This window comes from Citrobacter sp. Cm038, from assembly GCF_030333105.1.
GTDB lineage: Bacteria > Pseudomonadota > Gammaproteobacteria > Enterobacterales > Enterobacteriaceae > Citrobacter > Citrobacter murliniae.
In genome coordinates this window covers 236884-262262 of sequence record NZ_JAOWGO010000016.1, presented here as the reverse complement: position 1 = coordinate 262262, position 25379 = coordinate 236884, and the positions used below count along the sequence as shown (strand labels likewise).

At 50.2% G+C, this 25379-nt stretch carries 20 protein-coding genes; 12 read left to right on the top strand and 8 right to left on the bottom strand.

Annotation, left to right across the window (positions count from 1 at the left end; translation table 11 throughout):
• Positions 1-43: 43 nt before the first annotated feature.
• Genes torD through torC form a run of 3 tightly spaced genes read right to left on the bottom strand, consistent with a single transcriptional unit; the run spans position 44 to position 4307 of the window.
• A complete protein-coding gene (gene torD, locus OGY01_RS03520; protein ID WP_286492434.1) occupies positions 44-676 on the bottom strand; it encodes a molecular chaperone TorD in 633 nt (210 codons plus the stop codon).
• Positions 666-3164 carry a trimethylamine-N-oxide reductase TorA gene (torA, locus tag OGY01_RS03515; RefSeq protein WP_286492432.1) on the bottom strand — a complete coding sequence of 833 codons (2499 nt, stop codon included), beginning with the start codon at positions 3162-3164 and terminating at the stop codon, positions 666-668. Before torA ends, torD begins: the two co-directional genes overlap by 11 nt.
• Positions 3165-3167: 3 nt before the next feature.
• Entirely contained in the window at positions 3168-4307 is a 1140-nt protein-coding gene (gene torC / locus OGY01_RS03510; RefSeq protein ID WP_286492430.1) for a pentaheme c-type cytochrome TorC, read from the bottom strand.
• A gap of 166 nt (positions 4308-4473) precedes the next feature.
• On the opposite strand from torC, the gene pdxR reads away from it, so the two are divergent.
• Positions 4474-5946 (top strand): MocR-like pyridoxine biosynthesis transcription factor PdxR, encoded by a 1473-nt coding sequence (gene pdxR / locus OGY01_RS03505; protein ID WP_286492429.1) that lies wholly within the window; start codon positions 4474-4476, stop codon positions 5944-5946.
• 45 nt (positions 5947-5991) lie between these two features.
• Here the strand turns inward: pdxR and uxuA are convergent, their stop codons facing one another.
• The gene (gene uxuA, locus OGY01_RS03500) at positions 5992-7182 is read right to left on the bottom strand and encodes a mannonate dehydratase (protein ID WP_048221030.1); all 1191 of its coding nucleotides are present in this window, start codon (positions 7180-7182) and stop codon (positions 5992-5994) included.
• A 202-nt stretch (positions 7183-7384) separates the two neighbouring features.
• Here uxuA and OGY01_RS03495 point away from each other — a divergent pair, with 202 nt between their 5' ends.
• The 9 genes from OGY01_RS03495 (at position 7385) to yejF (ending at position 19214) form a co-directional block, all read left to right on the top strand.
• Positions 7385-8851, top strand: a complete 1467-nt coding sequence (locus OGY01_RS03495) for a mannitol dehydrogenase family protein (protein WP_286492428.1) — start codon at positions 7385-7387, stop codon at positions 8849-8851.
• Between the two features lie 267 nt (positions 8852-9118).
• The gene (locus OGY01_RS03490; RefSeq protein ID WP_286492427.1) at positions 9119-10105 is read left to right on the top strand and encodes a CobW family GTP-binding protein; all 987 of its coding nucleotides are present in this window, start codon (positions 9119-9121) and stop codon (positions 10103-10105) included.
• 33 nt (positions 10106-10138) lie between these two features.
• On the top strand, positions 10139-10852 hold the full coding sequence (locus tag OGY01_RS03485) for a phosphatase PAP2 family protein (protein ID WP_045445099.1): 714 nt from the start codon (positions 10139-10141) through the stop codon (positions 10850-10852).
• A gap of 413 nt (positions 10853-11265) precedes the next feature.
• Positions 11266-11835 carry a bifunctional murein DD-endopeptidase/murein LD-carboxypeptidase gene (mepS, locus tag OGY01_RS03480; RefSeq protein WP_045445102.1) on the top strand — a complete coding sequence of 190 codons (570 nt, stop codon included), beginning with the start codon at positions 11266-11268 and terminating at the stop codon, positions 11833-11835.
• A gap of 184 nt (positions 11836-12019) precedes the next feature.
• Positions 12020-13576, top strand: coding sequence for a cyclic di-GMP phosphodiesterase (locus tag OGY01_RS03475; RefSeq protein WP_045445105.1), 1557 nt, complete (start codon positions 12020-12022; stop codon positions 13574-13576).
• 112 nt (positions 13577-13688) lie between these two features.
• Positions 13689-15503: an extracellular solute-binding protein gene (locus OGY01_RS03470; RefSeq protein ID WP_286492425.1), complete on the top strand. Its 1815-nt coding sequence runs from the start codon at positions 13689-13691 to the stop codon at positions 15501-15503.
• On the top strand, positions 15504-16598 hold the full coding sequence (locus tag OGY01_RS03465; protein WP_045445111.1) for a microcin C ABC transporter permease YejB: 1095 nt from the start codon (positions 15504-15506) through the stop codon (positions 16596-16598).
• A complete protein-coding gene (locus tag OGY01_RS03460; RefSeq protein WP_045445114.1) occupies positions 16598-17623 on the top strand; it encodes an ABC transporter permease in 1026 nt (341 codons plus the stop codon). Before OGY01_RS03465 ends, OGY01_RS03460 begins: the two co-directional genes overlap by 1 nt.
• A 1-nt stretch (position 17624) precedes the next feature.
• Complete coding sequence (gene yejF / locus OGY01_RS03455; protein WP_286492423.1) at positions 17625-19214, top strand: microcin C ABC transporter ATP-binding protein YejF; 1590 nt, start codon at positions 17625-17627, stop codon at positions 19212-19214.
• 3 nt (positions 19215-19217) lie between these two features.
• Here the strand turns inward: yejF and OGY01_RS03450 are convergent, their stop codons facing one another.
• The 3 genes from OGY01_RS03450 to rsuA all read right to left on the bottom strand — a co-directional run bounded on the left by OGY01_RS03450 (position 19218) and on the right by rsuA (position 21810).
• The gene (locus OGY01_RS03450; RefSeq protein WP_045445119.1) at positions 19218-19562 is read right to left on the bottom strand and encodes a YejG family protein; all 345 of its coding nucleotides are present in this window, start codon (positions 19560-19562) and stop codon (positions 19218-19220) included.
• A 328-nt stretch (positions 19563-19890) separates the two neighbouring features.
• Positions 19891-21087 (bottom strand): Bcr/CflA family multidrug efflux MFS transporter, encoded by a 1197-nt coding sequence (locus OGY01_RS03445; protein ID WP_045445122.1) that lies wholly within the window; start codon positions 21085-21087, stop codon positions 19891-19893.
• A 15-nt stretch (positions 21088-21102) separates the two neighbouring features.
• On the bottom strand, positions 21103-21810 hold the full coding sequence (gene rsuA, locus OGY01_RS03440; protein ID WP_045445126.1) for a 16S rRNA pseudouridine(516) synthase RsuA: 708 nt from the start codon (positions 21808-21810) through the stop codon (positions 21103-21105).
• A gap of 152 nt (positions 21811-21962) precedes the next feature.
• Between rsuA and radD the strand changes: the two genes are divergently transcribed.
• Together radD and rplY are read left to right on the top strand one after the other, a co-directional pair.
• Complete coding sequence (gene radD, locus OGY01_RS03435; RefSeq protein ID WP_045445129.1) at positions 21963-23723, top strand: DNA repair helicase RadD; 1761 nt, start codon at positions 21963-21965, stop codon at positions 23721-23723.
• A 124-nt stretch (positions 23724-23847) separates the two neighbouring features.
• Positions 23848-24132, top strand: coding sequence for a 50S ribosomal protein L25 (gene rplY, locus OGY01_RS03430; protein ID WP_045445132.1), 285 nt, complete (start codon positions 23848-23850; stop codon positions 24130-24132).
• 110 nt (positions 24133-24242) lie between these two features.
• Here rplY and yejK read toward each other — a convergent pair whose 3' ends face one another.
• Entirely contained in the window at positions 24243-25250 is a 1008-nt protein-coding gene (gene yejK, locus OGY01_RS03425) for a nucleoid-associated protein YejK (protein ID WP_005129293.1), read from the bottom strand.
• Between the last annotated feature and the right edge of the window lie 129 nt (positions 25251-25379).

Genomic DNA, 25379 nt, shown 5'->3' with positions numbered 1-25379 from the left:
ACACAAGCTAAAAGGGACAGCATCTGCTGTCCCTTTGTTATTTTCAGCTCTGGCTGCTGAGGTAAAAATCGTCCATCAAAAGAGATTCCAGATACAACTCATCTTCACGCATAAAATGCGTTATGACATTAACCGCCTGAGGATAAAATCCCTCTTCGTCCCGGTGCAAGCAGCTTTCCCGTAACAGCGGTGCCCAGCACATGATGTGATGATGCAAAAAGTAATATTGCGCGGACAGCTTCTCTTTATTGGCAACCATTCTCGCCATCAATGACAACTGTACAGCAATATGGTCGGCAGGCTCATTTTCATGCGGTGTCAGCCCATACTCAACTAACAGCACATTCATTTCCCTGCGTTCTTCGGCCGCCGTCGTATGTGGATAATGTCCCGCATAGGGAGAAACACCGCCGGGAGGCGCCAGCAAAAACAACGAGGCAAAATCCGCCGCCAGCTCCAGTTGTCGGTCTTCACGGCGCAGCACCCGGGCAAGGCTGCGTTCCAGATTTTTGATATCAAAAGACAACCCAGGGATCGCCGTTAGCGACGCCAGCCACTTTCGGTTTTCCCCACTTTCCAGGCTGGTGAGTTGCTCCTCGTTCAGCTCACGGAACAGCAGTTGCGAAAACCACTGGTATACCGCTGCACGCTGCTGAAAAATGTGATTATGCTGCACTAACCTTCTCCTCTTTCACGACCTCCGGACCACCGAAACCCGTGACCTGTGGGGCACTCCCCTGGTATCGTTCCACCTCGACCAGTACCGTATGCGCTGAAGGTCCCTGCGCCAGTTGCGATGTACCGACATCCGCACTCAACACATTCGGATCGCCATAGGTGCATAACGTGCCCGATTTCCCACCTTCTTGCGGCGAATACCACGCTCCCTCATGAATTCGGATAACGCCAGGCGCGTAGTCAGGGCTGATTACCACGCCCGCCAGCACCTGACCACGGGCATTAAATACGCGCGCAATATCCCCGGCTTTTAAGCCACGCGCACGGGCATCCGCCTCGCTCATGTACAACGGCTCTCTTCCAGCAACCGCATAGGTATTACGAAACGCATCGCTGGAACAGAGCTGGGAATGAAGGCGTTTATCCGGGTGGCAGGATTGCAAATGCAGCGGATATTTATCTTTCTTACCAGAATGGCTGCGCTCAAATGGCTCCATCCACACCGGATGTCCAGGACAATCCTGATACTGGAAACCAGCGATGGTTTTACTGTAGATTTCAATCAGACCGGAAGGCGTTCCTAACGGATTGATATCCGGCTGTTCGCGAAATTCTCCATGTCGCACCCACGGCTTCCCGACAGGATATTCAATGTATCCTTCGCCCTGCCAGAAGGTTTCAAAGTCCGGCATACTGACGCCAAGTGATGACCCGGTTTTCACGCCCTCTTCATAAATGGATTTTATCCACTGCATTTCATCGCGCTTTTCGCGATATGTCTCTTCCTGACCAAAGCGTTTGCACAGACCGGCAAAGACATCAAAGTCGTGTCGCGCTTCAAACTGGGGTTTGACAACCTGGCGGACGGCCATCAGCCCTTTATTCGAATGTGTACCAAACTGCTCAATGTCGTTACGCTCAAAGCGCGTTGTCACGGGCAGGACGATATCTGCAAAACGACAAGATGCCGTCCACTGATGATCGAGAACTACCACGGTTTCCAGCTTCTTCCAGGCATCGATCATCCGGTTGCGATCCTGCTGGGCATGGAACGGATTGGCCGCGCTGAAAATCGCCATTTTGATGTCAGGAAAAGTTAATGTTTCACCATTGAAAGCGATCTTCTTGCCCGGCTCCAGCAGACAATCGATCATTCGTGAGGTAGGAATATGCTCCGAAGCGCCGCGAAAGTCCGCTTTGTATTTCGCAGCAGGCGGGTTGTTGATACTGCCGAGGCCACTCAGTACGGGGCCCGCAGAGGTGACTGTACCGCCACCGTTGTAATGCCAGCCAAAGCCCACACCGCCACCAGGCAGCCCAATTTGTCCGGCCATGCTGGCCAGTACCACCAGCATCCAGGGATATTGTTCGCCATGGTGCATACGCTGCACGCACCATCCACCCATAAATTGTGTGCGCCCCTTCACCAGCAAACGGGCAAAATCGCGAATTTGCTCCGCAGTCAGGCCGCAAATTTCCGCCGCCCACTCAGCGTTTTTCGGCTGTTTGTCGCTCTCTCCCGTCAGGTACGGCAAAAACTGCTCGAACCCAACGGTGTAATCGCTGATAAACGCGGCGTCGTATAGTTTTTCTTCGTACAAGGTATGTGCGAGCGCCAGTAGCAAAGCAACATCAGTTTGCGGTCTTATCGCCAGTTGTTCACAGCCAAGATAGTTTTGCGATTTGCTGCGTACGGGATCGACGCTGATAACCCGCATTTTACCCTGCGCGACGGCCTCTTTAATCTGCTGCCAGTATCCAAATGCGTCGTGATCGGGAACGAGGAATTCGATCTGTAAGTTCTTGATAGGATCGCAACCCCATAGCACGATTGTATTGGTATTTTCGATAACCAACGGGAGCGAAGTTTGCTGTTCATAGACTTCAAGCGAGCCAATCACGTGAGGCAAAATCACCTGCGCCGCTGCAGCTGAATAGTCGCCAACGGTAGTGACATAGCTTCCATGCAAGCCAAGTCCCCGGTCCATCGCGCCGCCGGCCTTATGGTATTTTCCAACCATTTGCCAGTCCGCCAGTCCGGTAAATACGCCAGAAGAACCAGAGATCTTTTGTACCCGCTCCAGCTCCTCATAGAACAGATCCAACGCCTGATCCCAGCTCACACGGACAAAACGGTTATCGCCACGTTGGTTGCGATCTGACTTTTCACGCTTGCGTAACCAGTCCAACCGCACCATCGGATAGCGCACGCGCGATGGGTTATAGACCACTTCCCGAACGGCATTGAGCATATCGCAGGGATATTTATCATGTTTGAATGGACGGGTATCTATCCATTCACCGTTCACGACTTTGGCTTCAAAAGCGCCAAAGTGCGAACCAGACTGGATCCATTGCTCAGGATTTTCACCTGCAGCCCAGACCTTTGAGATCAGGGGATTCGGCCCTAATGCGCTGGCGGCGCCAACGGCTAACATTCCGGTCAAAAACCGTCGACGTGACGGGTTAAAATCATGAATATCCATAAATTATCCTTTTGTATTGTTAGATTCAGGTACATCGCTGGCGTGAGTCTGGAGATATTTCAACAGCGTGCGATCTTCCACCGGATTAAGCCGGTAGTAGGTGGACATGGATTTCAAGCCGGCGATCCAGCCATTAGCGGTATAACGACTCGTTGGCGGTGTGCTATGACAGGCGCTACAGGTGGACTGCAACATCTGATCGGCGTATTGCCAGATGGAGTCAACATTGTCGGTAAAACCATCCGCAGAACTCCAGGCAATCACGCTCACCAGTTGCCATTCCTGATGTGACTCAGGATCAACCTGAGTTTGCTGAATCTTCACATTATTCATCAGCGAAGCATCTAATACGGCAGCGAAAACGCGTTTGCCCATATACTGAGTTATCACCCGACCACGTCCTTTGCTTTCCCGCCAGCCGGTCAGTTCTATCTGAACGTTTTTCCCCTCTCTTTTCAGCACACGCACTTCCGTTGCCGGGTACAGCATGGCTTTACCTGCAGCACTCTCTGCTGTGGCAGCCAGTGATTTTTCACCTAACGAATACAGCGTCGTCGCCGTGGGTAATTGTTCACCCTGACTCTGCAATTGCTTGTAACGATCGCGAAAACCGCTGCTCATATCGGGTTTGTGATGTGCAATGCCTTTGTGGCAGTCAATGCAGTTACTGTTCTTTGCTGCAGCCGCCGTCATTTGTGCCACCGCATTAGCAGACTGTTTAGCGTGATCCATCGCTTCATAGCTATGACACGATTTACAGGCCGCGGAATTGTTAGCGCTCATGCGCGCCCATTCCCGTTGCGCCAGTTCCGCACGCTTTAGATTGAATTTCTCAGGCGTATCGATCGAAGGAGAGATAATGGTGTGGTATAGATCGTTTAACGCTTCCGTCTTACGTATCAGAGTTGGAACAATACCCGGTGGAATGTGGCAATCCTTACATTCCGCGCGAACGCCAGAGGCATTTCGAAAATGCACGCTGGTTTTATATTCCTCCCCTGCAGTACCCATCGCGTGGCACGATAAACAAAACTCAGTGGTGCTGGTGTAATGTACGCCCTGCCACGTTCCCCAAATGACGAAGGACATTACTACTGCTCCGCCGAATACGCACCAAAGCGCGTTTTTTCTTATCCACGACATACTTGCCTCCATTATTTTAATAGCGACACGCTAAGGGATATTAAAAATCAAAAATAGAGACACTGAAGGTGGGGCGTAGGAACAGCACCGACTCTATGAGGCGCGTCAAAATAGTGGAAAGCCGAAAGTCGTAATATGCCAATAATGTTTTAATAAGGAATTTCTCATGCTGACACTGTCTCTCAACAGAGAAAGCCGTACTCCACTGCAATTGCAGATCTTTCAATTTTATTTCCAGGCTATTCAGCAGGGAGATTTGCTTTGCGGTGACAAACTGCCCTCTATCCGTGAGCAAGCCCAGACGTTAAATGTTGCCAAGATTACGATAGTTATGGCGTATGAAAAGCTCATGACGGCGGGCTTTATTAAGAGCCGGCAGGGTATTGGTTATGAAGTGATCTTTACGGCTCCGGTGCGTAGCCCCCCAACACACGTGACCTCTGCAGAAGGCTCTCCGCCAGTAAAGCCCAAGCCTGCGGGGGCTTCCACCGATGTCTACGGTGAGATGGGTAGAGAGTTCTATTGCCGGATGGGCGTTCCCGATCCCAATGCCTTTCCCTGGGCAAGTTGGCGAAAATGGAATAATGCTCCCAGTGTACTTAAGGAACAATTGCTTACTCGTTATCATTCACCAAATGGATTATTTCCATTACGTGATCAAATGGTCAGATACCTTAATTTATCCCGAGGTATTAATACTCGTGCAGAGAACATCATTATTACCAATGGGATTCAGGAAGGATTATCTCTGCTTAGCCAAATATTTATTATTCATCATGCTGTATCACAGAAAAAAAAGTGTCATGTTGTGACCGAATCCCCTTGTTATTCTGGCGCATGGCACCTGTTTAATTATTACGGCGCGGATATTACCCCTGTTGCAGTCGATAGCCATGGCCTACGCACTGATAATTTACCCGAAGTTGAAACCCAGCTTTGTTATGTGACACCAGCTCATCAATACCCGATGGGAAATGTTCTGTCGTTAGAACGACGAAAGTCATTACTGACCTGGGCACAGCGCGTTGGAGCCTACATCATTGAAGATGACTATGATGCCGTTTTTACCTACGGAGAGAATCCTCTTCCGGCACTGAAAGCCATGGACTATCACGATCGGGTTATCTATATGGGGACATTCTCAAAAACGCTGGGGCCGGGGGTGCGTCTCGGCTATCTCGTTTGTCCTGATGAGCTTCTACCGGCTGTACAGAATATGAAAGCGCTAAATAACAACGGCAGCCAGTGGTTATTGCAGCAGTTTTTAGCTGAGCTCATGCAAAATCAGGTGTTTTATACCCATCTTGGCAAACTTGCCTGCAGCTATGCAGCACGTCTTACCCTATTGCGTGACGGCCTTTCAGTTTTGTTTCCTGAAGGGAAAATCGATGGTGCGACGGCAGGCCTGCACCTCTCTTTGCGCATAGCCAGATCACCCGAGGTTATCGCAAAACTGCAAGCGCGCTGTCTGCAGGCAGGTATCCGTTTTGATACGCTGGAGAACATTGAAAATGGTTCGGAAGATGCCTGGCGTAAAGAGAACAGCGACGCTGTCATGTTTTTCGGTTTTGGTGGGTTGCAAATACAGCAGATAAACAAGGTACTGACGGTGCTGGAGCAGGCATTATTGCAGCCCTGATGATGAACAGGGATCGAGCCTGACGCCCAATCCCTGTTAGCGACATTACAACAGATCGCGGAACTGTGTTTGTTTCAGTGCCAGTTCAACACCACGAACTTCAGCCAGCCCTTTCAGACGACCAATAGCAGAGTAGCCTGGGTTGGTTTTTTTGTGCAGATCGTCAAGCATCTGGTGTCCATGATCCGGACGCATCGGGATTGGACGCAGATCGCCCGCCTTCTTACGACGCTGTTCTTCGGTCAGAATGGCAGCCACTACCGATACCATATCCACATCACCTTGTAAGTGTGCGCCTTCATGGAAAGTTTTCGGGTTTTCTTCACGGCAGGTTGAGCGCAAATGCGTAAAGTGGATACGATCGCCAAAGGTTTCAATCATTTTCACCAGATCGTTATCCGCACGCACACCGTATGATCCGGTACACATGGTGAAACCGTTATAGATGCTGTCTACCGTTTCTTTCAGCCACTGCATATCTTCAATCGTAGAAACGATACGTGGCAGGCCGAGGATCGGGCGTGGCGGATCGTCAGGATGTACGGCCAGGCGCACGCCAACTTCTTCTGCTACCGGTACGATCGCACGCAGAAAAACAGCCATATTATTACGCAGATCATCTTTGCTGATGCCGTCGTATTCCGCCAGACGCGCGCGGAATTGATCCAGGGTATAACCTTCTTCAGCACCTGGCAGACCAGCGATAATATTGCGGGTCAGCTTTTCAATATCAGCGGCGCTCATGGAATTGAAATAGTCCCGGGCCTGGCGCTGCTCTTCCACGGTGTAATCCGCCTCAGCACCTGGACGTTGCAGGATGTGCAACTCAAAGGCTGCAAACGCTATCTGATCAAAACGCAACGCTTTAGAGCCGTCCGGCAACTGATATTCAAGGTCAGTACGCGTCCAGTCGAGAATCGGCATGAAGTTATAACACACGGTATCAATGCCGCAGGTCGCCAGATTACGGATACTTTGCTGATAATTCGCAATCCACGTTTGATATTGCCCGGAGAGCGTTTTGATATCTTCGTGAACCGGAATACTTTCCACCACCGACCAGGTCAGCCCCTTTTCAGCCAGAATGGCCTGGCGTTTTTGAATCTCTTCGACGGGCCACACTTCACCGTTGGGAATATGGTGCAAGGCGGTCACAACACCAGTTGCGCCAGCCTGACGCACATCATCAAGCGATACCGGATCGTTAGGTCCGTACCAACGCCAGGTTTGTTCCATTGGTTCACCTCATAAGTTGTTATACCAAATTAAGTTGCGCGAATGACGACTACCATACAGGCATCCGTTGAATGATCAACAGAACGCCGATGATTGATTGATCAAGCTCACATTCCCCGGATAAATAAGGCACACCAATTTAATTTGCTGTCATATAACTTTATACTGGCATTGTTAATTAATGGTTAATCAGGTGTATTTAATGAAAACTATTGCCTCCGCCCAACTCCCGGAAAATGTACTGATGCCTCAGTACGATCGACAACAATTAAAAACGCGGATCGTACATTTTGGTTTCGGGGCATTTCACCGTGCTCATCAGGCCTTATTGACCGATCGGGTACTGAATGCACAGGGTGGCGATTGGGGAATTTGTGAGATCAGTCTGTTCAGTGGCGATCGACTGATGAGTCAACTTCGTGAGCAGGATCATTTATATACCGTGTTAGAAAAAGGCGCGCATGGCAATCAGTCAATTGTTATTGGCGCCGTCAAAGAGTGTCTGAACGCTAAGCTGGATTCACTGGCAGCCATTATTGAAAAATTCTGCGAGCCACAGGTGGCTATTGTTTCCTTAACCATCACCGAAAAAGGTTACTGTATTGATCCGGCGACAGGGACGCTTGATATCTCCAACCCGCGCATTGTTCACGATTTACAGACGCCGGATGAACCGCACTCAGCACCAGGTATCATTGTTGAAGCCCTGCACCGCCGACGCGAGCGAGGAGTGCCACCTTTTACCGTACTCTCCTGCGATAACATCCCGGACAATGGCCATGTGGTAAAAAATGCCGTACTGGGAATGGCAGAAAAGCGATCGCCTGAACTGGCGCTGTGGATACAAGAGCATGTCAGTTTTCCTGGCACCATGGTAGACCGCATTGTCCCGGCCGCGACCGAAGAGTCACTGGATGAAATTGCCCATGAATTGGGCGTTGCCGACCCTTGTGCAATCAGCTGCGAGCCTTTTATCCAGTGGGTCGTCGAAGATAACTTTGTCTCTGGTCGCCCCCAGTGGGAGCGCGCGGGCGTACAGATGGTCGATAACGTTCTGCCGTGGGAACAAATGAAACTGCGAATGCTCAACGGCAGCCATTCGTTTCTGGCCTATCTCGGTTATCTGGCCGGATTTCAACACATCAGCGACTGTATGCAAGACAGTGCGTTTCGTAAAGCCGCTTACTGCCTGATGCTCAATGAACAGGCCCCCACGCTGCAAATCACCGACGTTGATTTAGACCTGTACGCCACCAGCCTGCTGGAACGCTTTGCCAACCCGGCGCTAAAGCACAAAACCTGGCAAATCGCGATGGACGGGAGCCAGAAATTACCGCAGCGCATGCTGGAAAGCATCCGCGTACATTTAGCGCGCCAAAGCGAATGGCCCTTGCTGGCACTCGGTATTGCGGGCTGGATGCGTTACGTTAGCGGGGTGGACGATGCAGGCTCAGCCATAGATATACGCGACCCGATGAGTGAAAAAATCCGCACAATTGTCGAGCGCAGTACGGAATCAGAACGTGTCACCGCATTACTTTCCTTGCACGAAATTTTTGCCACCGATCTGGTGCAAAATTCGCAATTTGTCAGCGCCATTGAGCAGGCATGGCAACGTATTGCCCAGCACGGTGCGCACCAGGCCGTAATTGATACGTTAAAAAATTAACGATCTCTGCCATTAAGAGCCTATCCCATTAGGCGTAGATTGTTGCAGTCAGTTTGGATACGAACAGCGCGGAACAACCGAAGCGTGCATGCAGTACGTGAGGATTATGGGCACTGCCAGGATACAAAATGACAAATAAAATAGCCTAATGGGATAGGCTCTAAACAGGACGAAGCATTCCTTCGTCCTCTCTCCCCTTCTCTTTTTCATTTTTTTTCGCCAGGATTATTGAACGCTATCACGGCATTTTATAATTCTGGAGCAAACGTGACTAAAACCAACCTCATTACCGGTTTTCTCGGCAGTGGCAAAACCACCTCGATTCTTCATTTACTGGCGAACAAAGCTCCCGCAGAGAAGTGGGCCGTGCTGGTCAATGAATTTGGTGAAGTCGGCATTGACGGTGCATTGTTGGCTGACAGCGGAGCGCTGCTAAAGGAGATCCCCGGTGGCTGCATGTGCTGCGTTAACGGTTTACCGATGCAGGTTGGTCTCAATACGCTGTTGCGCCAGGGAAAACCTGACCGGCTGCTGATCGAACCTACCGGTCTTGGGCACCCAAAACAGATTCTGGACTTACTCACCGCTCCGGTTTACGAACCATGGATCGATCTGCGCGCCACGCTTTGCATCCTTGACCCACGCCTGTTACTGGACGAAAAAAGCGTCGCTAATGATAACTTCCGCGATCAGCTAGCTGCCGCAGATGTCATTGTCGCCAACAAATCAGATCGCGCCACAATGGAAAGCAAGAATGCCCTGCAAACCTGGTGGCAGCATTACGGCGGAAATCGCCAGTTGATTCATGCCGAGCACGGAAAAATTGACGGGCAGTTACTGGATTTACCGCGACTGAATCTGGCTGAACTTCCCTCCAGCGCAGCGCACACCCACCAACATGCTGACAAAAAGGGGTTGGCGGCGCTGAGTCTGCCTGCACAACAACGCTGGCGTCGTAGCCTGAACAGTGGGCAGGGTCATCAGGCCTGCGGCTGGATTTTTGATGCTGATACCGTGTTCGATACCATCGGCCTGCTGGAATGGTCACGTCTTGCCCCGGTCGGGCGCGTAAAGGGCGTTATGCGTATTAAAGAAGGACTGGTGCGGATTAATCGTCAGGGCGACGACTGGCATATTGAGACACAAAATGTCGCACCGCCGGACAGCCGTATTGAACTCATCTCAGACACTGAGACCGACTGGAATGCGTTACAGAGCGCATTGTTGAGGCTTCGTTTAGACGGTTGCGCGTAAGGTTGCCTGCGTTTTTAGCAATGGAAAACGACGATGAAAACTCGATACCCTCTTATCCTTATGCTCAACATCGCTGGCCTGGCGCTGTTTCTGTCATGGTACATTCCGACCGGGCATGGTTTCTGGTTTTCTATTGATTATGGCGTCTTCCACTTCTTTAATCAGAAACTGGTTGAAAGCCCGCTCTTCCTGTGGATTGTTGCAATCACCAACAATCGGGCATTTGACGGCTGCTCATTGTTGGCGATGGGCGCACTAATGCTGAGTTTCTGGTTAAAAGAAACACCAACCGGGCGCCGGCGTATTGTCGCTATTGGCCTGGTGATGCTGCTCACTGCGGTGGTATTAAACCAGTTGGGCCAGGCGCTTATTCCGGTTAAACGCGCCAGCCCCACCCTGATGCTGGATAATATTAATCGCGTCAGTGAACTGCTGCATATTCCAACCAAAGATGCGTCAAGAGACAGTTTCCCTGGCGATCACGGTATGATGCTGCTTATTTTTTCCGCATTTATGCTGCGTTATTTCGGAAAAGTCGCAGGATTAATCGGCCTTATTATCGCTGTGGTTTTTGCATTTCCGCGTGTAATGATCGGCGCTCACTGGCTCACTGATATCGTGGTCGGTTCAATGACGGTAGTATTGATTGGACTGCCCTGGTGGCTAATGACGCCATTAAGCGACCGGATGGTGACTCTTTTTGCTAATTATCTTCCGGGTAAAAACAAACATTTTTTAAACAAATAACGCAAAGTAATTAACATCATCAGGGATACTTCTGATTCCCTGATGATGTTGAACAATAATTCATCATTTTAACTGTCATTCTCCTGTCATCTTATTCCTGTTGAAAATGAATGGATTGCATGTTTCCCACCCTGATTGTTCTTATTTTGACCAATGCCGTTTATTCACTTTCTGTATCACTTTTTCTTATAAAAAATCACATAAAATGACTCGCAATGACCGTAGCGATCGGGTAATCTCGAACTCGTTTTGCCTCGCGGGATAATTATTCTCTTTATGAATAAATTTGTGCGTTCTGCCACAGATTTGACCTTAAAGAATTGTCTCATCGTGCGTGGGTAATTAGTCTCGTCACGTTTGGCATTTTTTATAACGATATTTATCGTTAAGGACTTCAAGGGAAAACAAACAAAATGGTCAAATCTCAACCGATTTTGAGATATATCTTGCGGGGTATACCCGCGATAGCAGTTGCGGTTCTGCTTTCTGCATGTAGCACAACGAACACCGCCAAGAATATGCATTCTGAGACGCATGCTGTGGGCAATGGAGATAACTCTTCACTGCAAGCCTCTCAGGATGAATTTGAAAATATGGTTCGTAATATCGATGTTAAATCACGAATCATGGATCAATATGCTGACTGGAAAGGTGTGCGTTACCGCCTTGGCGGCAGCACCAAAAAAGGCATCGATTGTTCGAGTTTTGTACAGCGTACATTCCGTGAACAATTTGGTTTAGAGCTTCCTCGCTCAACCTACGAACAACAGGAAACGGGTAAATCCGTTTCGCGCACCAATCTGCGCACAGGCGATCTGGTTCTGTTCCGTGCTGGCTCCACTGGACGTCACGTCGGTATTTATATCGGTAACAATCAGTTTGTCCACGCCTCGACCAGTAGTGGCGTTGTTATCTCCAGTATGAATGAGCCTTACTGGAAAAAACGCTACAACGAAGCTCGCCGGGTCCTGAGCCGCAGTTAATTTTCGTTTGGCAGCTATCCCTTGGCTATCCTGATGAGACTTTTAAAAAGCACTGCTTAGGCAGTGCTTTTTGCTTTACGCCTTCACTTAAGAAAAATCTCACTATGTGAGTCATTCCAGGTTATAGTCATACAGATTAAGCGGTTTAATAATAAGCGGTTACTTCGGGTAAACATCAGGAACTATGTTCAAACGCGCCTCTTCTTCCGGTCGGAAAATCCTGCTCACCTGTGTTTTAACGGGGTTAATCGTTGCATTATTCGTCAGCATTCTGCAATTTTTCATGTCATGGCATAATCGAGAAGTTAAGTACGATACGCTGGCGTCCGATATACAGCATCATGTGGAAAAATACTTCGCAGAACTCAGCTATACAGCCCAGGCACTACAGCCTCTGATCCCCAAAAGCTGTCAGCAAGTTTCATCTAAGCTCACTTCCAGCGCGGCTTTTAGCCTGAATGTTCGCGCTTTTTTGCTGGTAAAAGACGGCATCGCGTTCTGCTCGTCAGCGACCGGCGCGATGGACTCCCCTATTCAGTCCTTGATACCCGGCCTGGATATCAGTAAAAAAATCGATATGGAGATCCAGTCTGGTACACCGATGATGCCGACCAAACCAGCCATAATGATTTGGTACCCTCATCCATCACTGGATAATAGTGGCGTATTTGCCTCTCTGAATATCAATCTGGCCCCTTACCTTCTCTATACTGCCCGGCAGGATGATTTTAAAGGTTTTGCCCTGCTCATCGGCAACACCGCAATCTCGACATTTTCTGCGCGATTAATGACGCTTGCCGATCTCCCCGATACCCCCTCACGTGAGGTGGCAATAGGTGACCTGCCGCTAAAGATACGGTTGTATACCGATGAATGGACATACAACGACGTATGGTATGCCGTCATGTTGGGCTGCATGGGCGGGGTCATTGCCGCTTTACTCTGCTATTACATTTACTCAGTCCGTTTACGACCGGGTAAAGAGATCCTGGCAGCGATCAAGCACAATCAGTTTTATGTGGTCTACCAGCCCGTTATGGATATGCAGACGCTGGAAGTTAAAGGTGTCGAAATATTATTGCGCTGGCGCGATCCTACCGCAGGCGAAATTCCCCCCGATGCGTTTATTCACTATGCCGAATCACAGCAGATGATTGTGCCGTTGACCCAGCACCTGTTCGAACTGGTGTCCCGGGATGCGCCTGTGCTGCAAAAAGTGTTACCTGTTGGGGCCAAATTAGGGATCAATATTGCACCGACTCATCTGCACGACGAAAGTTTTAAAGACGATATTCAGCAACTGAAATCCTCGATGCCTGCGCAGCATTTTCAAATAGTCCTGGAAATTACCGAACGCGATATGCTTGATCAGCATGGAGCGACTCAAATATTTGAGTGGTTGCATTCCGCCGGGTTCGAAATTGCCATTGATGATTTTGGCACCGGCCATAGCGCACTCATCTATCTGGAACGTTTCACCGTCGATTACCTGAAAATCGATCGCGGTTTCGTCAAAGCTATTGGTACAGAAACCGTGACATCCCCGGTACTGGACGCCGTATTGACTCTCTCCAGACGCCTCAATATGCTGACGGTTGCTGAAGGGGTGGAAACCCTGGAGCAAGCCCGTTGGTTACGCGCCCATGGGGTTAATTTTTTTCAGGGATATTGGGTCAGCCGTCCGCTGACTCTTGATAATTTCGTACGCTGGATGGCTAAACCCGATATGCCAAAATGGTGATGGCGTCATGTAATGTGTACAAACACGATACAATAGCCGACGAATCCCTTATTGTTCAGGCATGATATCTGTTGGATAGCGACAGGTGACTGGAAAAGGAAACCATCTTCATATGCTCCGACGCGTATTATTACTTTTCATCGCCCTGATTGGTTTTAGCGTACAGGCCCAAACCATCAAAGAAAGCTATGCGTTTGCTGTGCTGGGCGAACCAAAATACGCGTTCAATTTTAATCACTTCGATTATGTTAATCCTGCAGCCCCCAAAGGGGGACAGATCACCCTCTCAGCCATTGGTACATTCGACAACTTTAACCGCTATTCAGTGCGTGGCAATCCCGGTGCGCGCACCGAAACGCTCTATGACACCTTATTTACCACGTCTGACGATGAACCAGGCAGCTACTACCCGCTCATCGCCGATAGCGCACGCTATGCTGACAACTACTCATGGGTAGAAATCACTATTAATCCACGCGCGCGATTTCACGATGGTTCACCCATCACCGCCGCAGACGTCGCATTCACCTTCCAGAAATTTATGACAGAAGGCGTGCCGCAGTTTCGTCTGGTCTACAAAGGCACGACCGTCAAAGCAATCGCCCCGTTAACCGTACGGATTGAATTAGCCAAGCCAGGCAAAGAAGACATGCTCAGCCTGTTTTCATTACCCGTTATGCCAGAGAAGTACTGGAAAGATCACAAGCTCAGCGACCCGTTGCCCTCCCCTCCACTCGCCAGCGGCCCTTACCGCATCACCCAGTGGAAAATGGGACAGTATATAGTCTATTCGCGCGTCAAAGATTATTGGGCCGCTGACCTGCCGGTCAATCGCGGGCGCTGGAACTTTAATACCATTCGATACGATTACTATCTTGATGACAACGTCGCCTTTGAGGCGTTTAAAGCCGGGGCTTTTGACCTGCGCCTTGAGAGCGATGCTAAAAACTGGGCAACACGCTATACCGGTAAAAACTTTGCTAATCACCACATCGTCAAAGATGAACAAAAAAACGAATCCGCACAGGATACTCGCTGGTTAGCCTTTAATATCCAACGTCCGGTATTCAATGACCGGCGTGTACGTGAAGCCATTACGCTGGCTTTTGATTTTGAATGGATGAATAAAGCTCTGTTTTATAATGCCTGGAGCCGAACAAACAGCTATTTTGAGAATACGGAGTATGCCGCGAGAAATTACCCTGACGCGGATGAACTGGTCATACTCGCACCAATGAAGAAAGATCTGCCAACCGAGGTTTTCAATCAAATCTATCAGCCCCCGGTATCTCAAGGCGATGGTTACGATCGTGAGAATTTGTTGAAAGCTAGTGCGTTACTGGATCAGGCTGGATGGGTGTTGAAGGGCCAGCGGAGGATTAACAGCACCAACGGCAAACCACTGGCATTCGAACTGTTACTCCCGGCAGGCAGTAACAGTCAGTGGGTATTACCGTTTCAACACAACCTGCAACGGCTAGGCATTACCATGAATATCCGCCAGGTCGATAACTCGCAAATCACTAACCGCTTGCGCAGTCGCGACTATGACATGATGCCGAGGTTATATCGCGCGACGCCATGGCCAAGTTCGGATCTGCAAATCCTTTGGGCCTCAGAATATATCGATTCCAGCTATAACGCCCCTGGCGTGCAAAGCCCGGTCATTGATAAGTTGATTAACCAAATCATTGCGGCACAGGGTGATAAAGCAAAGCTGATCCCTTTGGGACGCGCGCTGGACAGGGTATTAACCTGGAACTATTACATGCTGCCGATGTGGTTTATGGCAGAGGATCGCCTGGCCTGGTGGGACAAATTTTCACATCCGGCCATCCGCCCCATTTATACCATTGGTCTGGATACCTGGTGGTATGACGTTAACAAAGCGGCAAAACTTCCCGCAGCCAGACGACAGGGAGAATAAATGGGCGCTTATCTGATACGACGTCTGCTGCTGGTGATCCCGACACTTTGGGCCATCATTACTATCAACTTTTTTATCGTGCAGATTGCACCTGGCGGCCCAGTCGAGCAGGCAGTTGCCGCCATTGAATTCGGTCAGTCCGGGGCATTGCCAGGCGCGGGTAGTGAAGGAGTTCGCGCCAGTCATGCGCAAACTGGCGTCGGGAATATCAGTGACAGTAATTATCGAGGCGGACGCGGCCTTGATCCGGAAGTGATCGCCGAAATTACCCGCCGTTACGGATTCGATAAGCCCATTCACGAGCGTTATTTCAAAATGCTCTGGGACTATGTTCGTTTCGACTTTGGCGATAGCCTGTTTCGTAGTGCCTCGGTAATCACGTTGATTAAAGACAGCCTGCCTGTTTCAGTTACTCTGGGGTTATGGAGTACGCTCATCATCTACCTGGTGTCGATTCCACTCGGGATCCGTAAAGCGGTGTATAACGGTAGCCGCTTTGACGTGTGGAGCAGCGCATTCATTATTATCGGCTATGCGATCCCCGCCTTCCTGTTTGCTATTGTATTGATCGTTTTCTTTGCTGGCGGCAGTTACTACGACCTCTTTCCCTTACGGGGCCTGGTTTCCGCTAATTTTGACACACTGCCCTGGTATCAGAAGGTAACCGACTATCTCTGGCACATCACCTTACCGGTGCTGGCAACGGTGGTTGGCGGATTTGCCGCGCTGACCATGCTGACCAAAAACTCATTTCTGGATGAGGTTCGTAAGCAGTATGTTGTCACCGCACGAGCCAAAGGCGTTAGCGAAAAGAATATTCTGTGGAAACACGTTTTCCGTAACGCCATGCTGTTAGTGATAGCAGGCTTCCCAGCTACCTTTATCAGCATGTTTTTCACCGGTTCGCTGCTTATTGAAGTGATGTTTTCGCTTAATGGCCTGGGATTACTAGGTTATGAATCTACCGTGTCACGCGACTACCCGGTGATGTTTGGCACACTCTACATCTTCACCCTGATCGGCCTGCTGCTCAATATCCTGAGTGATATCAGCTATACACTGGTCGATCCTCGTATAGATTTTGAGGGACGCTAATGCCGCGATTAAGCCCCGTCAATCAGGCCCGCTGGGCACGTTTTCGCCATAATCGTCGCGGTTACTGGTCGCTATGGATTTTTCTGGTGCTGTTCGGGCTCAGCTTGTGCTCCGAACTGATTGCGAACGATAAGCCATTGCTGGTGCGCTATGAAGGCGGCTGGTATTTCCCTCTCGTCAAAAACTACAGCGAAAGCGACTTCGGCGGACCGTTGGCAACCAAAGCCGATTATCAGGATCCGTGGCTACAGCAGCGTCTGGAAAGTCAGGGATGGATCCTGTGGGCTCCCGTACGCTTTGGAGCCACCAGCATTAACTTTGCCACCGACAAGCCCTTCCCTTCTCCACCGTCGGTACAAAACTGGCTGGGTACGGATGCAAATGGTGGCGATGTGCTGGCACGGATCCTCTATGGCACACGTATTTCGATTCTTTTTGGTTTGATGTTAACCCTGTGCTCCAGCGTCATGGGCGTTATGGCGGGTGCGCTACAGGGCTACTACGGCGGAAAAGTGGATCTGTGGGGGCAACGATTCATTGAAGTGTGGTCAGGTATGCCGACGCTGTTTCTGATTATTTTGCTATCAAGCGTCGTACAACCGAACTTCTGGTGGCTGCTGGCCATCACGGTACTGTTTGGCTGGATGAGTCTGGTTGGTGTGGTACGCGCCGAATTTTTACGCACGCGAAACTTTGATTACATTCGCGCCGCTCAGGCTCTAGGCGTGAGCGATCGCAACATTATCCTGCGCCATATGTTGCCGAATGCAATGGTCGCCGCCCTGACCTTTTTACCGTTTATATTATGCGCCTCAATCACTACGCTCACATCACTGGATTTTCTGGGATTCGGCTTACCGCTCGGCTCACCATCGCTGGGAGAACTCCTTTTACAGGGTAAAAACAATTTGCAGGCGCCGTGGCTTGGGATCACAGCCTTTGTGTCCGTAGCCCTCTTACTCTCGCTACTGATTTTTATTGGTGAAGCGGTGCGTGACGCGTTTGACCCCAACAAGGCGATATAAGATGACACAACCTCTGTTAGCCATTGAGAATTTGTCGGTTGGTTTTCGCCAGCAGGAAACCGTGCGTACCGTGGTCAATAATGTCTCGTTGCGTGTTGAAGCAGGTCAAACCCTGGCACTGGTGGGTGAATCTGGCTCGGGTAAGAGCGTCACCGCGCTGTCGATTTTACGTTTATTGCCCTCCCCTCCGGCGGTATACCTCTCCGGCGATATCCGTTTTCACGGTGAACCATTACTCCACGCTAACGAGCAGACGCTACGCGGCGTACGGGGAAATAAAATCGCAATGATTTTTCAGGAGCCGATGGTGTCGCTGAACCCGCTCCATAGTCTGGAGAAACAACTCTATGAGGTGCTGTCACTTCACCGGGGAATGCGTCGGGAGGCTGCACGGGCAGAAATCCTGAATTGTCTGGATCGCGTAGGGATACGTCAGGCGGCAAAACGTCTGGCGGACTATCCGCACCAGCTTTCCGGCGGCGAACGCCAGCGCGTCATGATCGCGATGGCGCTACTAACACGTCCGGAGCTGTTAATTGCCGATGAGCCCACTACCGCGCTGGATGTGTCCGTGCAGGCACAGATCCTGCAACTGCTACGGGAATTGCAGCGCGAATTGAACATGGGTCTGCTGTTTATCACCCATAATCTCAGCATTGTGAAAAAACTGGCAGATTCCGTTGCAGTTATGCAAAACGGTCAGTGTGTTGAACAAAATCAGGCCGGGATACTGCTTTCATCCCCTTCCCATCCCTACACGCAAAAATTATTAAACAGCGAACCTTCCGGCGAGCCGGTACCGTTACCGGCCGGACAATCTCCCTTGCTGGAAGTTGAGCGTCTCTGTGTCGGTTTTCCCGTTCGTAAAGGCATCCTCAAACGCGTCGTGGACCATAATGTGGTGGTTAATAACGTCAGCTTTTCTTTGAAAGCTGGGGAAACGTTAGGGCTGGTAGGTGAATCAGGCTCAGGCAAAAGCACCACTGGCCTGGCTCTACTGAGGCTAATCGCATCACAAGGGAGTATTGTATTTGATGGTCACGCGCTGCATACGTTAAATCGTCGTCAGCTGTTGCCGGTGCGCCATCGCATTCAGGTTGTCTTTCAGGACCCAAATTCTTCACTGAATCCGCGTTTGAGTGTTTTACAGATCATTGAAGAAGGATTGCGGGTTCACCAGCCAACCCTTTCGGCAGAACAACGCGAAGCACAAGTGAAAGCGGTCATGGCAGAAGTGGGGCTGGATTCTGAAACGCGACATCGCTATCCTGCGGAATTTTCCGGTGGTCAACGCCAACGCATCGCAATTGCCAGAGCCTTAATTTTAAAACCATCACTTATCATTCTGGATGAGCCAACATCCTCACTCGACAGAACCGTACAGGCGCAAATCCTGACGCTGCTGAAGTTATTACAGGAAAAGCATCGCCTGGCTTATATCTTCATCAGCCACGATTTACATGTTGTACGTGCGTTGTGCCATCAGGTGATTGTGCTAAGGCAGGGAGAGGTCGTGGAACAGGGGCAATGCGAGCACGTATTTAACGCACCACAACAGGAATATACGCGTCAGCTGCTCGCGCTAAGCTGACGCTCAAAATGGATTGTTGTTTGAAAAAGGTTCCGCGATCGCCACACCGAAATTTTTCAGCCTGCAGGTTGCGGCAAATTCATCCTGGCGATTTACAAACAGGCACGGTTCCCCTTCACATTCCAGAACGGAACAAGGAACCTCAATGTCGCTGAGCGCCTGACTGAGTTTATGCATTACCGACCACGCGCTGTCACCGTCGGGACTGAGCAATTTGAGCGCCACCAGGCTGTTCTCCGTGCTCTGACCGTTTTGCGGAATCGGTTCAACCTTTGAACCTGCGAAACCCACCGACCAACGATAGCACTGCGGCAGACGATGAACGATTGAGAGTTGTAATGTAGTCACTTTTATTCCCCGGAAGCACAATTACTTCACAATTATTTTACACCAATATTAACACATCATTGACATCACGTCTTTAGAGAGTTAGTAAACGTTTACATCCAGTCCGTATGCGGCTTACTTAGCCAGGTATTTAAATTTATTTATCAATTCGGACATCTTTGCGGGCTATATGTACTCGTTTCTGCGATCTAACTCAACCTTTTTAACTACAATGGTGTGACTTTTTACATAAATTGATTTTACATAAAATAAACATAAGCTGGGGAAATGATAGATTTGCTGTTGATGTACATCAACTCTGAAGGCCTTGTGGCCTCCAGGTTGTGTATTAGATCACCGTTTTTTTTGCACGGCTGGCATAGAGATAGAAAAGAATTGAACTGGTAGCACAAAATGCTATCGACCAGATCATCGGCCAGGCTGAATTAAAGGTCGCCAGTGACAACAGCGCACCAACAATAGCGCCAATGCCAAAGCGGAAAGTCCCGGCCAGCGATGACGCCGTACCTGCCATATGCGGGAACTCATCCAGAATGACTGCCATCGCGTTTGATGACACCATCGACACGCAACCGACAAACGCAGCAACACCAACCACCAGCGCCCAGAACCCTAGCCCGAACAACGCGCTGAATACCATCCAGCCTGCCATAACGAACTGGATCCATAGCCCGGTGCGGAACATATTTAATGCCCCAACCCGACGGACAAATCGGCTGTTGATAATTGTCATCACAAACAGGAAGACGATGTTCAGCGCAAAGTAATAGCCGAAATTCTGTGGCGAAACATGGTTGATCTCAATGTAGACAAAGGGTCCGGCGCTAAGGAATGAGAACATCCCAGCAAAACTAAACCCACTGGCCAGCATGTAGCTCAAGACCCGCTTGTGTCGAAACAACGAGGCGAAGTTCCCCATTGTCGTGCGCAGGCGAAAAGGCTGACGGCGCTCGACGGGCAGAGTCTCTTTGATAAGGGTAAAAATCATCACCGAGGCCAGAATTGCTGCTACGGCCAGGATCCAAAAGATGTAGTGCCAGCTTAACCATACTAACACCCAGCCCCCCACAATCGGGGCCATCAACGGAGCAATTGTCGTGACCAGCATGACGAATGACATCATGCGCGAAAATTCTTCTTTCGGATAAATATCGCGCATCAGAGCATTGATAACCACGCTCGCTGCCGCTGCCGCCAGGCCGTGGAAGAAACGCATAATGATCAATTGATCGATAGTTTGCGCCAACGCACAAGCAACGGCCGCCGCGGCGAAAACCAGCGTTCCCCCCAAAATCACCGGCTTGCGCCCAATGCTGTCTGCCATTGGGCCATAGAGCAGCTGCCCTACCGCGAATCCCAGAATATAGGTACTGAGAGTCATTTGCGCACTGCCCGCAGGCACGCCAAACTGAGCTGAAATCACCGGCAGAGCCGGAAGATACATATCGATCGACAACGGCATCAACATGGCCAACAAGCCAAGGATAAAAACAATGGCAATTGAAGAGTTCTGCCGGGTGGTCACATTTAGCTCCTGAAATTAACGAGGGGTTAAGTTAACGCTGGCAATTTCTTCTTCGGTCAATGGACGGTACTCACCAGGCGCAAGATCGTCATCAAGCTTGATGGCACCGATTCGCTCACGATGCAGCGCCACAACGTGGTTCCCCACGGCAGCAAACATACGTTTAACCTGATGATAGCGCCCTTCACTGATGGTCAAACGGACCTGCGTAGGCGTAATGACTTCCAGCACCGCCGGTTTAGTGAGATCTTTCTCATTATGCAGTTGAACACCCCGGGTAAACTGTTCGGCGGTATCTTCTGCCACCGGCGACTCCAGCGTCACCAGATAGGTTTTCTCACAATGGTGACGCGGAGAAGTGATGCGATGTGACCACTGTCCATCATCGGTCATCAGTACCAGCCCGGTCGTATCAATGTCCAGACGCCCAGCCGCATGCAGTTTGTAGGCAACAGGCTCATCAAGGAAATAGAGCACCGTCGGATGATCCGGGTCATCCGTTGAGCAAACATAGCCCTGAGGTTTATTAAGCATAAAATAGCGCGGGCCATTTTGTTGAACCAGGGAATTGCCGTCATATTCAACGTCATGTTCTGGCAGCAGTTTAAACGCGCTATTTCTGACGATTTCACCATCAACGGTAACACGGTTACCACGGATTTCACGCCCGGCAATAGCGCGGCTGACGCCGAGTTGCTGAGCGATAAATTTATCAAGTCGCATGAGTGTGATTTTGCCTGTAACAATACGGAAATCGAGCGTTATGCCCGAAAAGTGGAGCCGTTTTCCGCCCAGTATAACGAGCTAACAACTTCCCTCAAGGGAAAAAGATTCGTGGCATACTATTCATCGTTACCATTTATCACAGTGAGACCATGACTTTTACACTTCGTCCCTACCAAAAAGAAGCCGTGGATGCCACGCTCAACCACTTTCGCCACCACCGCACACCTGCGGTAATCGTCCTGCCAACCGGAGCCGGTAAAAGTCTGGTGATTGCCGAACTGGCTCGCGTGGCGCGTGGGCGCGTGTTAGTGCTGGCACATGTAAAAGAACTGGTCGCGCAAAACCACGCAAAGTACTGCGCACTAGGGCTGGAAGCTGATATTTTTGCCGCGGGTCTGAAGCGTAAAGAGAGTCATGGAAAAGTGGTTTTCGGTAGCGTGCAATCAGTCGCACGCAATCTTGAGGCGTTTCAGGCTGAGTTTTCCCTGTTAATCGTCGATGAGTGCCATCGCATCGGTGATGATGAAGAAAGTCAGTATCAGCAAATCCTTACTCACCTGACCAAAGTAAACCCTCACTTGCGCCTGCTCGGTCTTACCGCCACACCTTTTCGTCTCGGTAAAGGCTGGATTTACCATTTTCATTATCATGGCATGGTGCGCGGAGATGAAAAGGCGCTGTTTCGTGACTGCATTTACGAATTACCGCTGCGCTACATGATTAAACATGGCTATCTGACGCCACCAGAACGCCTTGATATGCCAGTAGTCCAGTATGACTTTAGTCGCCTGCAGGCGCAGAGTAATGGCTTGTTTAGCGAAGCTGACCTTAACCGGGAGCTGAAAAAGCAGCAGCGAATAACGCCGCATATCATCAGCCAGATTATTGAGTTTGCCCAGACGCGCAAAGGGGTAATGATTTTCGCCGCCACCGTTGAGCACGCTAAAGAGATTCTCGGGCTGTTACCTGCTGACGATGCTGCTCTCATTACTGGCGATACACCAGGAAGCGAGCGCGACGTACTTATTGAAAACTTTAAAGCACAACGCTTTCGCTACCTGGTCAACGTGGCGGTATTAACCACCGGATTTGATGCCCCGCACGTCGACCTCATTGCGATCCTGCGCCCTACCGAGTCAGTTAGTCTTTACCAACAGATTGTCGGGCGCGGGTTACGACTGGCACCAGGCAAGACCGATTGTCTGATCCTCGACTACGCAGGTAATCCACACGATTTGTACGCCCCGGAAGTCGGCGCGCCGAAAGGGAAAAGCGACAATGTCCCGGTACAGGTTTTCTGTCCAGCCTGCGGGTTTGCAAACACCTTCTGGGGAAAGATGACCGCCGATGGCACGCTGATTGAACATTTTGGCCGACGCTGTCAGGGCTGGTTTGAAGATGATGATGGCCATCGTGAACAGTGCGATTTTCGTTTCCGCTTTAAAAATTGTCCGCAGTGCAATGCTGAAAATGACATCGCCGCCCGGCGCTGTCGTGAGTGCGATACCGTCCTGGTCGACCCGGATGATATGCTAAAGGCGGCGTTGAGGCTCAAAGATGCGCTGGTCCTGCGTTGTAGCGGAATGGTGCTACAGAATGGTCAGGATGACAAAGGCGAATGGCTGAAAATCACCTATTACGATGAAGATGGCGCAGATGTCAGCGAGCGCTTTCGCTTGCACACTCCCGCTCAACGCACTGCGTTTGAGCAGCTATTTATTCGCCCTCACACCCGAACACCGGGTATTCCATTACGCTGGATAACCGCCGCAGATATTCTTGCGCAACAGGCCCTGTTACGGTATCCCGATTTTGTGGTCGCACGCATGAAAGGTCAGTACTGGCAAGTCCGAGAAAAGGTCTTCGATTATGAAGGCCGCTTCCGGCGAGCACATGAATTACGTGGTTAATTGTACTTTTGATTGATGTACCAGCCGTTTGAGTATAGAATCTCGCCCGCTTTTGCATACGCAAAGCAGATCACTTACCTGTTGCTGGGTCGCCTGTAACAGGACTTAATTAAGAGAGATTTAAATGTTTACTATCAATGCAGAAGTACGTAAAGAGCAGGGTAAGGGTGCGAGCCGCCGCCTGCGTACCGCTAACAAGTTCCCGGCAATCATCTACGGTGGCGCAGAAGCCCCGATTGCTATCGAACTGGATCACGATTCAATCATGAACATGCAAGCTAAAGCTGAATTTTACAGCGAAGTTCTGACCATCGTTGTTGACGGTAAAGAAGTTAAAGTTAAAGCTCAGGCAGTACAGCGTCATCCGTTCAAGCCAAAACTGGCTCACATCGACTTCGTTCGCGCGTAATCGCCAACAAGTTGAAGAAAAACCCCGCCTCGGCGGGGTTTTTTTATGGCATCTTGTGAACGATGATGACACAGGCCGGGGAGATGTTTACATCACAGCCCGGCATCCACTTATTTTCCGCCCGAAGTCCGACGCTGTAGCTGATCGCGCAGATTCGGTGGAGTACCTTTGATGGTTAAGGTATCCGTTGCCGGATCCCAGAAGATACGCTCACCCAACAGCATGGCATCAAAGTTAATCGTCAACCCACCGCCGCTCCCGGCAAACTTGGTTAACTGGCGCAGTGTACTGCGATCCGCCGGGAAGCTCTCTTCCAGCTCATACCCTTTGTCAGCAGTAAACTCACTGAAACTGACTTCACTGACGCCGGAAAGCTCTTTCGACAGTGACTCCAGCTCAATCTCTTCACCCGCCTGGAGCTGCTCGTTACAGTAGCTGTAAACCTGCTGACGCACATTCTGGCGCTCGGCTTTGTCCAGTTGAGCTTCGGCGGTAAAGTCATCCACAGCTTGCAGTAAGCCTCGGTTTTGCGCTTTGGCGTTCAGCCCTTCGCTGGCACCAAGAAAATCCATAAAGAAATCAGCAACTTTACGCCCTACCCGACCTTTCAGGAAAGTCAGGTAGCGTGTGGACTCGGGATTAGTCTCCCACTCGGTTAAATCAATGCGTGCCACGATGTCTGCATGATTGATATCCAGATAGTGCGTCGGGTTGATATCCAGGTTTTCATTGACGCGCATGCTGCTCAAATTGTTCAGCACTGCGACCAGCAGGTACTCTACCGCCAGATAGCGATAATGGCAGAACAGTACGATCCCACCGTCGGCAAACGGATATTTCGCCAGTTCGTCACGCAAACGCCCCGTCGCAGCACGACTAAACGCCAGAAAATCCTCTTCTCCCTGGCGCTGCAAACGCAAGGTTTGCGCCAGTTCGCTCTCTTCGCTAAAGAGGCCATACGCTTTGTTCTTAGCGCTGTACACCCGATGCAGTTCAGCCATCATCTCGACAACGGTCGCTGTCGGTTCCAGTAATGAATCGCGCAAGACCAGCTCAAGGTTCTGCTCATCACGCTTGATAAGCTGGTGCAGGGCAATCTGGTTGATATCCAGACTCATGATAAACTCTCCTTTAAGACCGGGCGGTATTCAACCACCTGCCGGGCAGTGACGCAATAGAAGATAAAAAAGCAGAAAAAAAACTGTCGCTACGGTAATATGTTGCCCTTTCATGAACAGACTGATTTC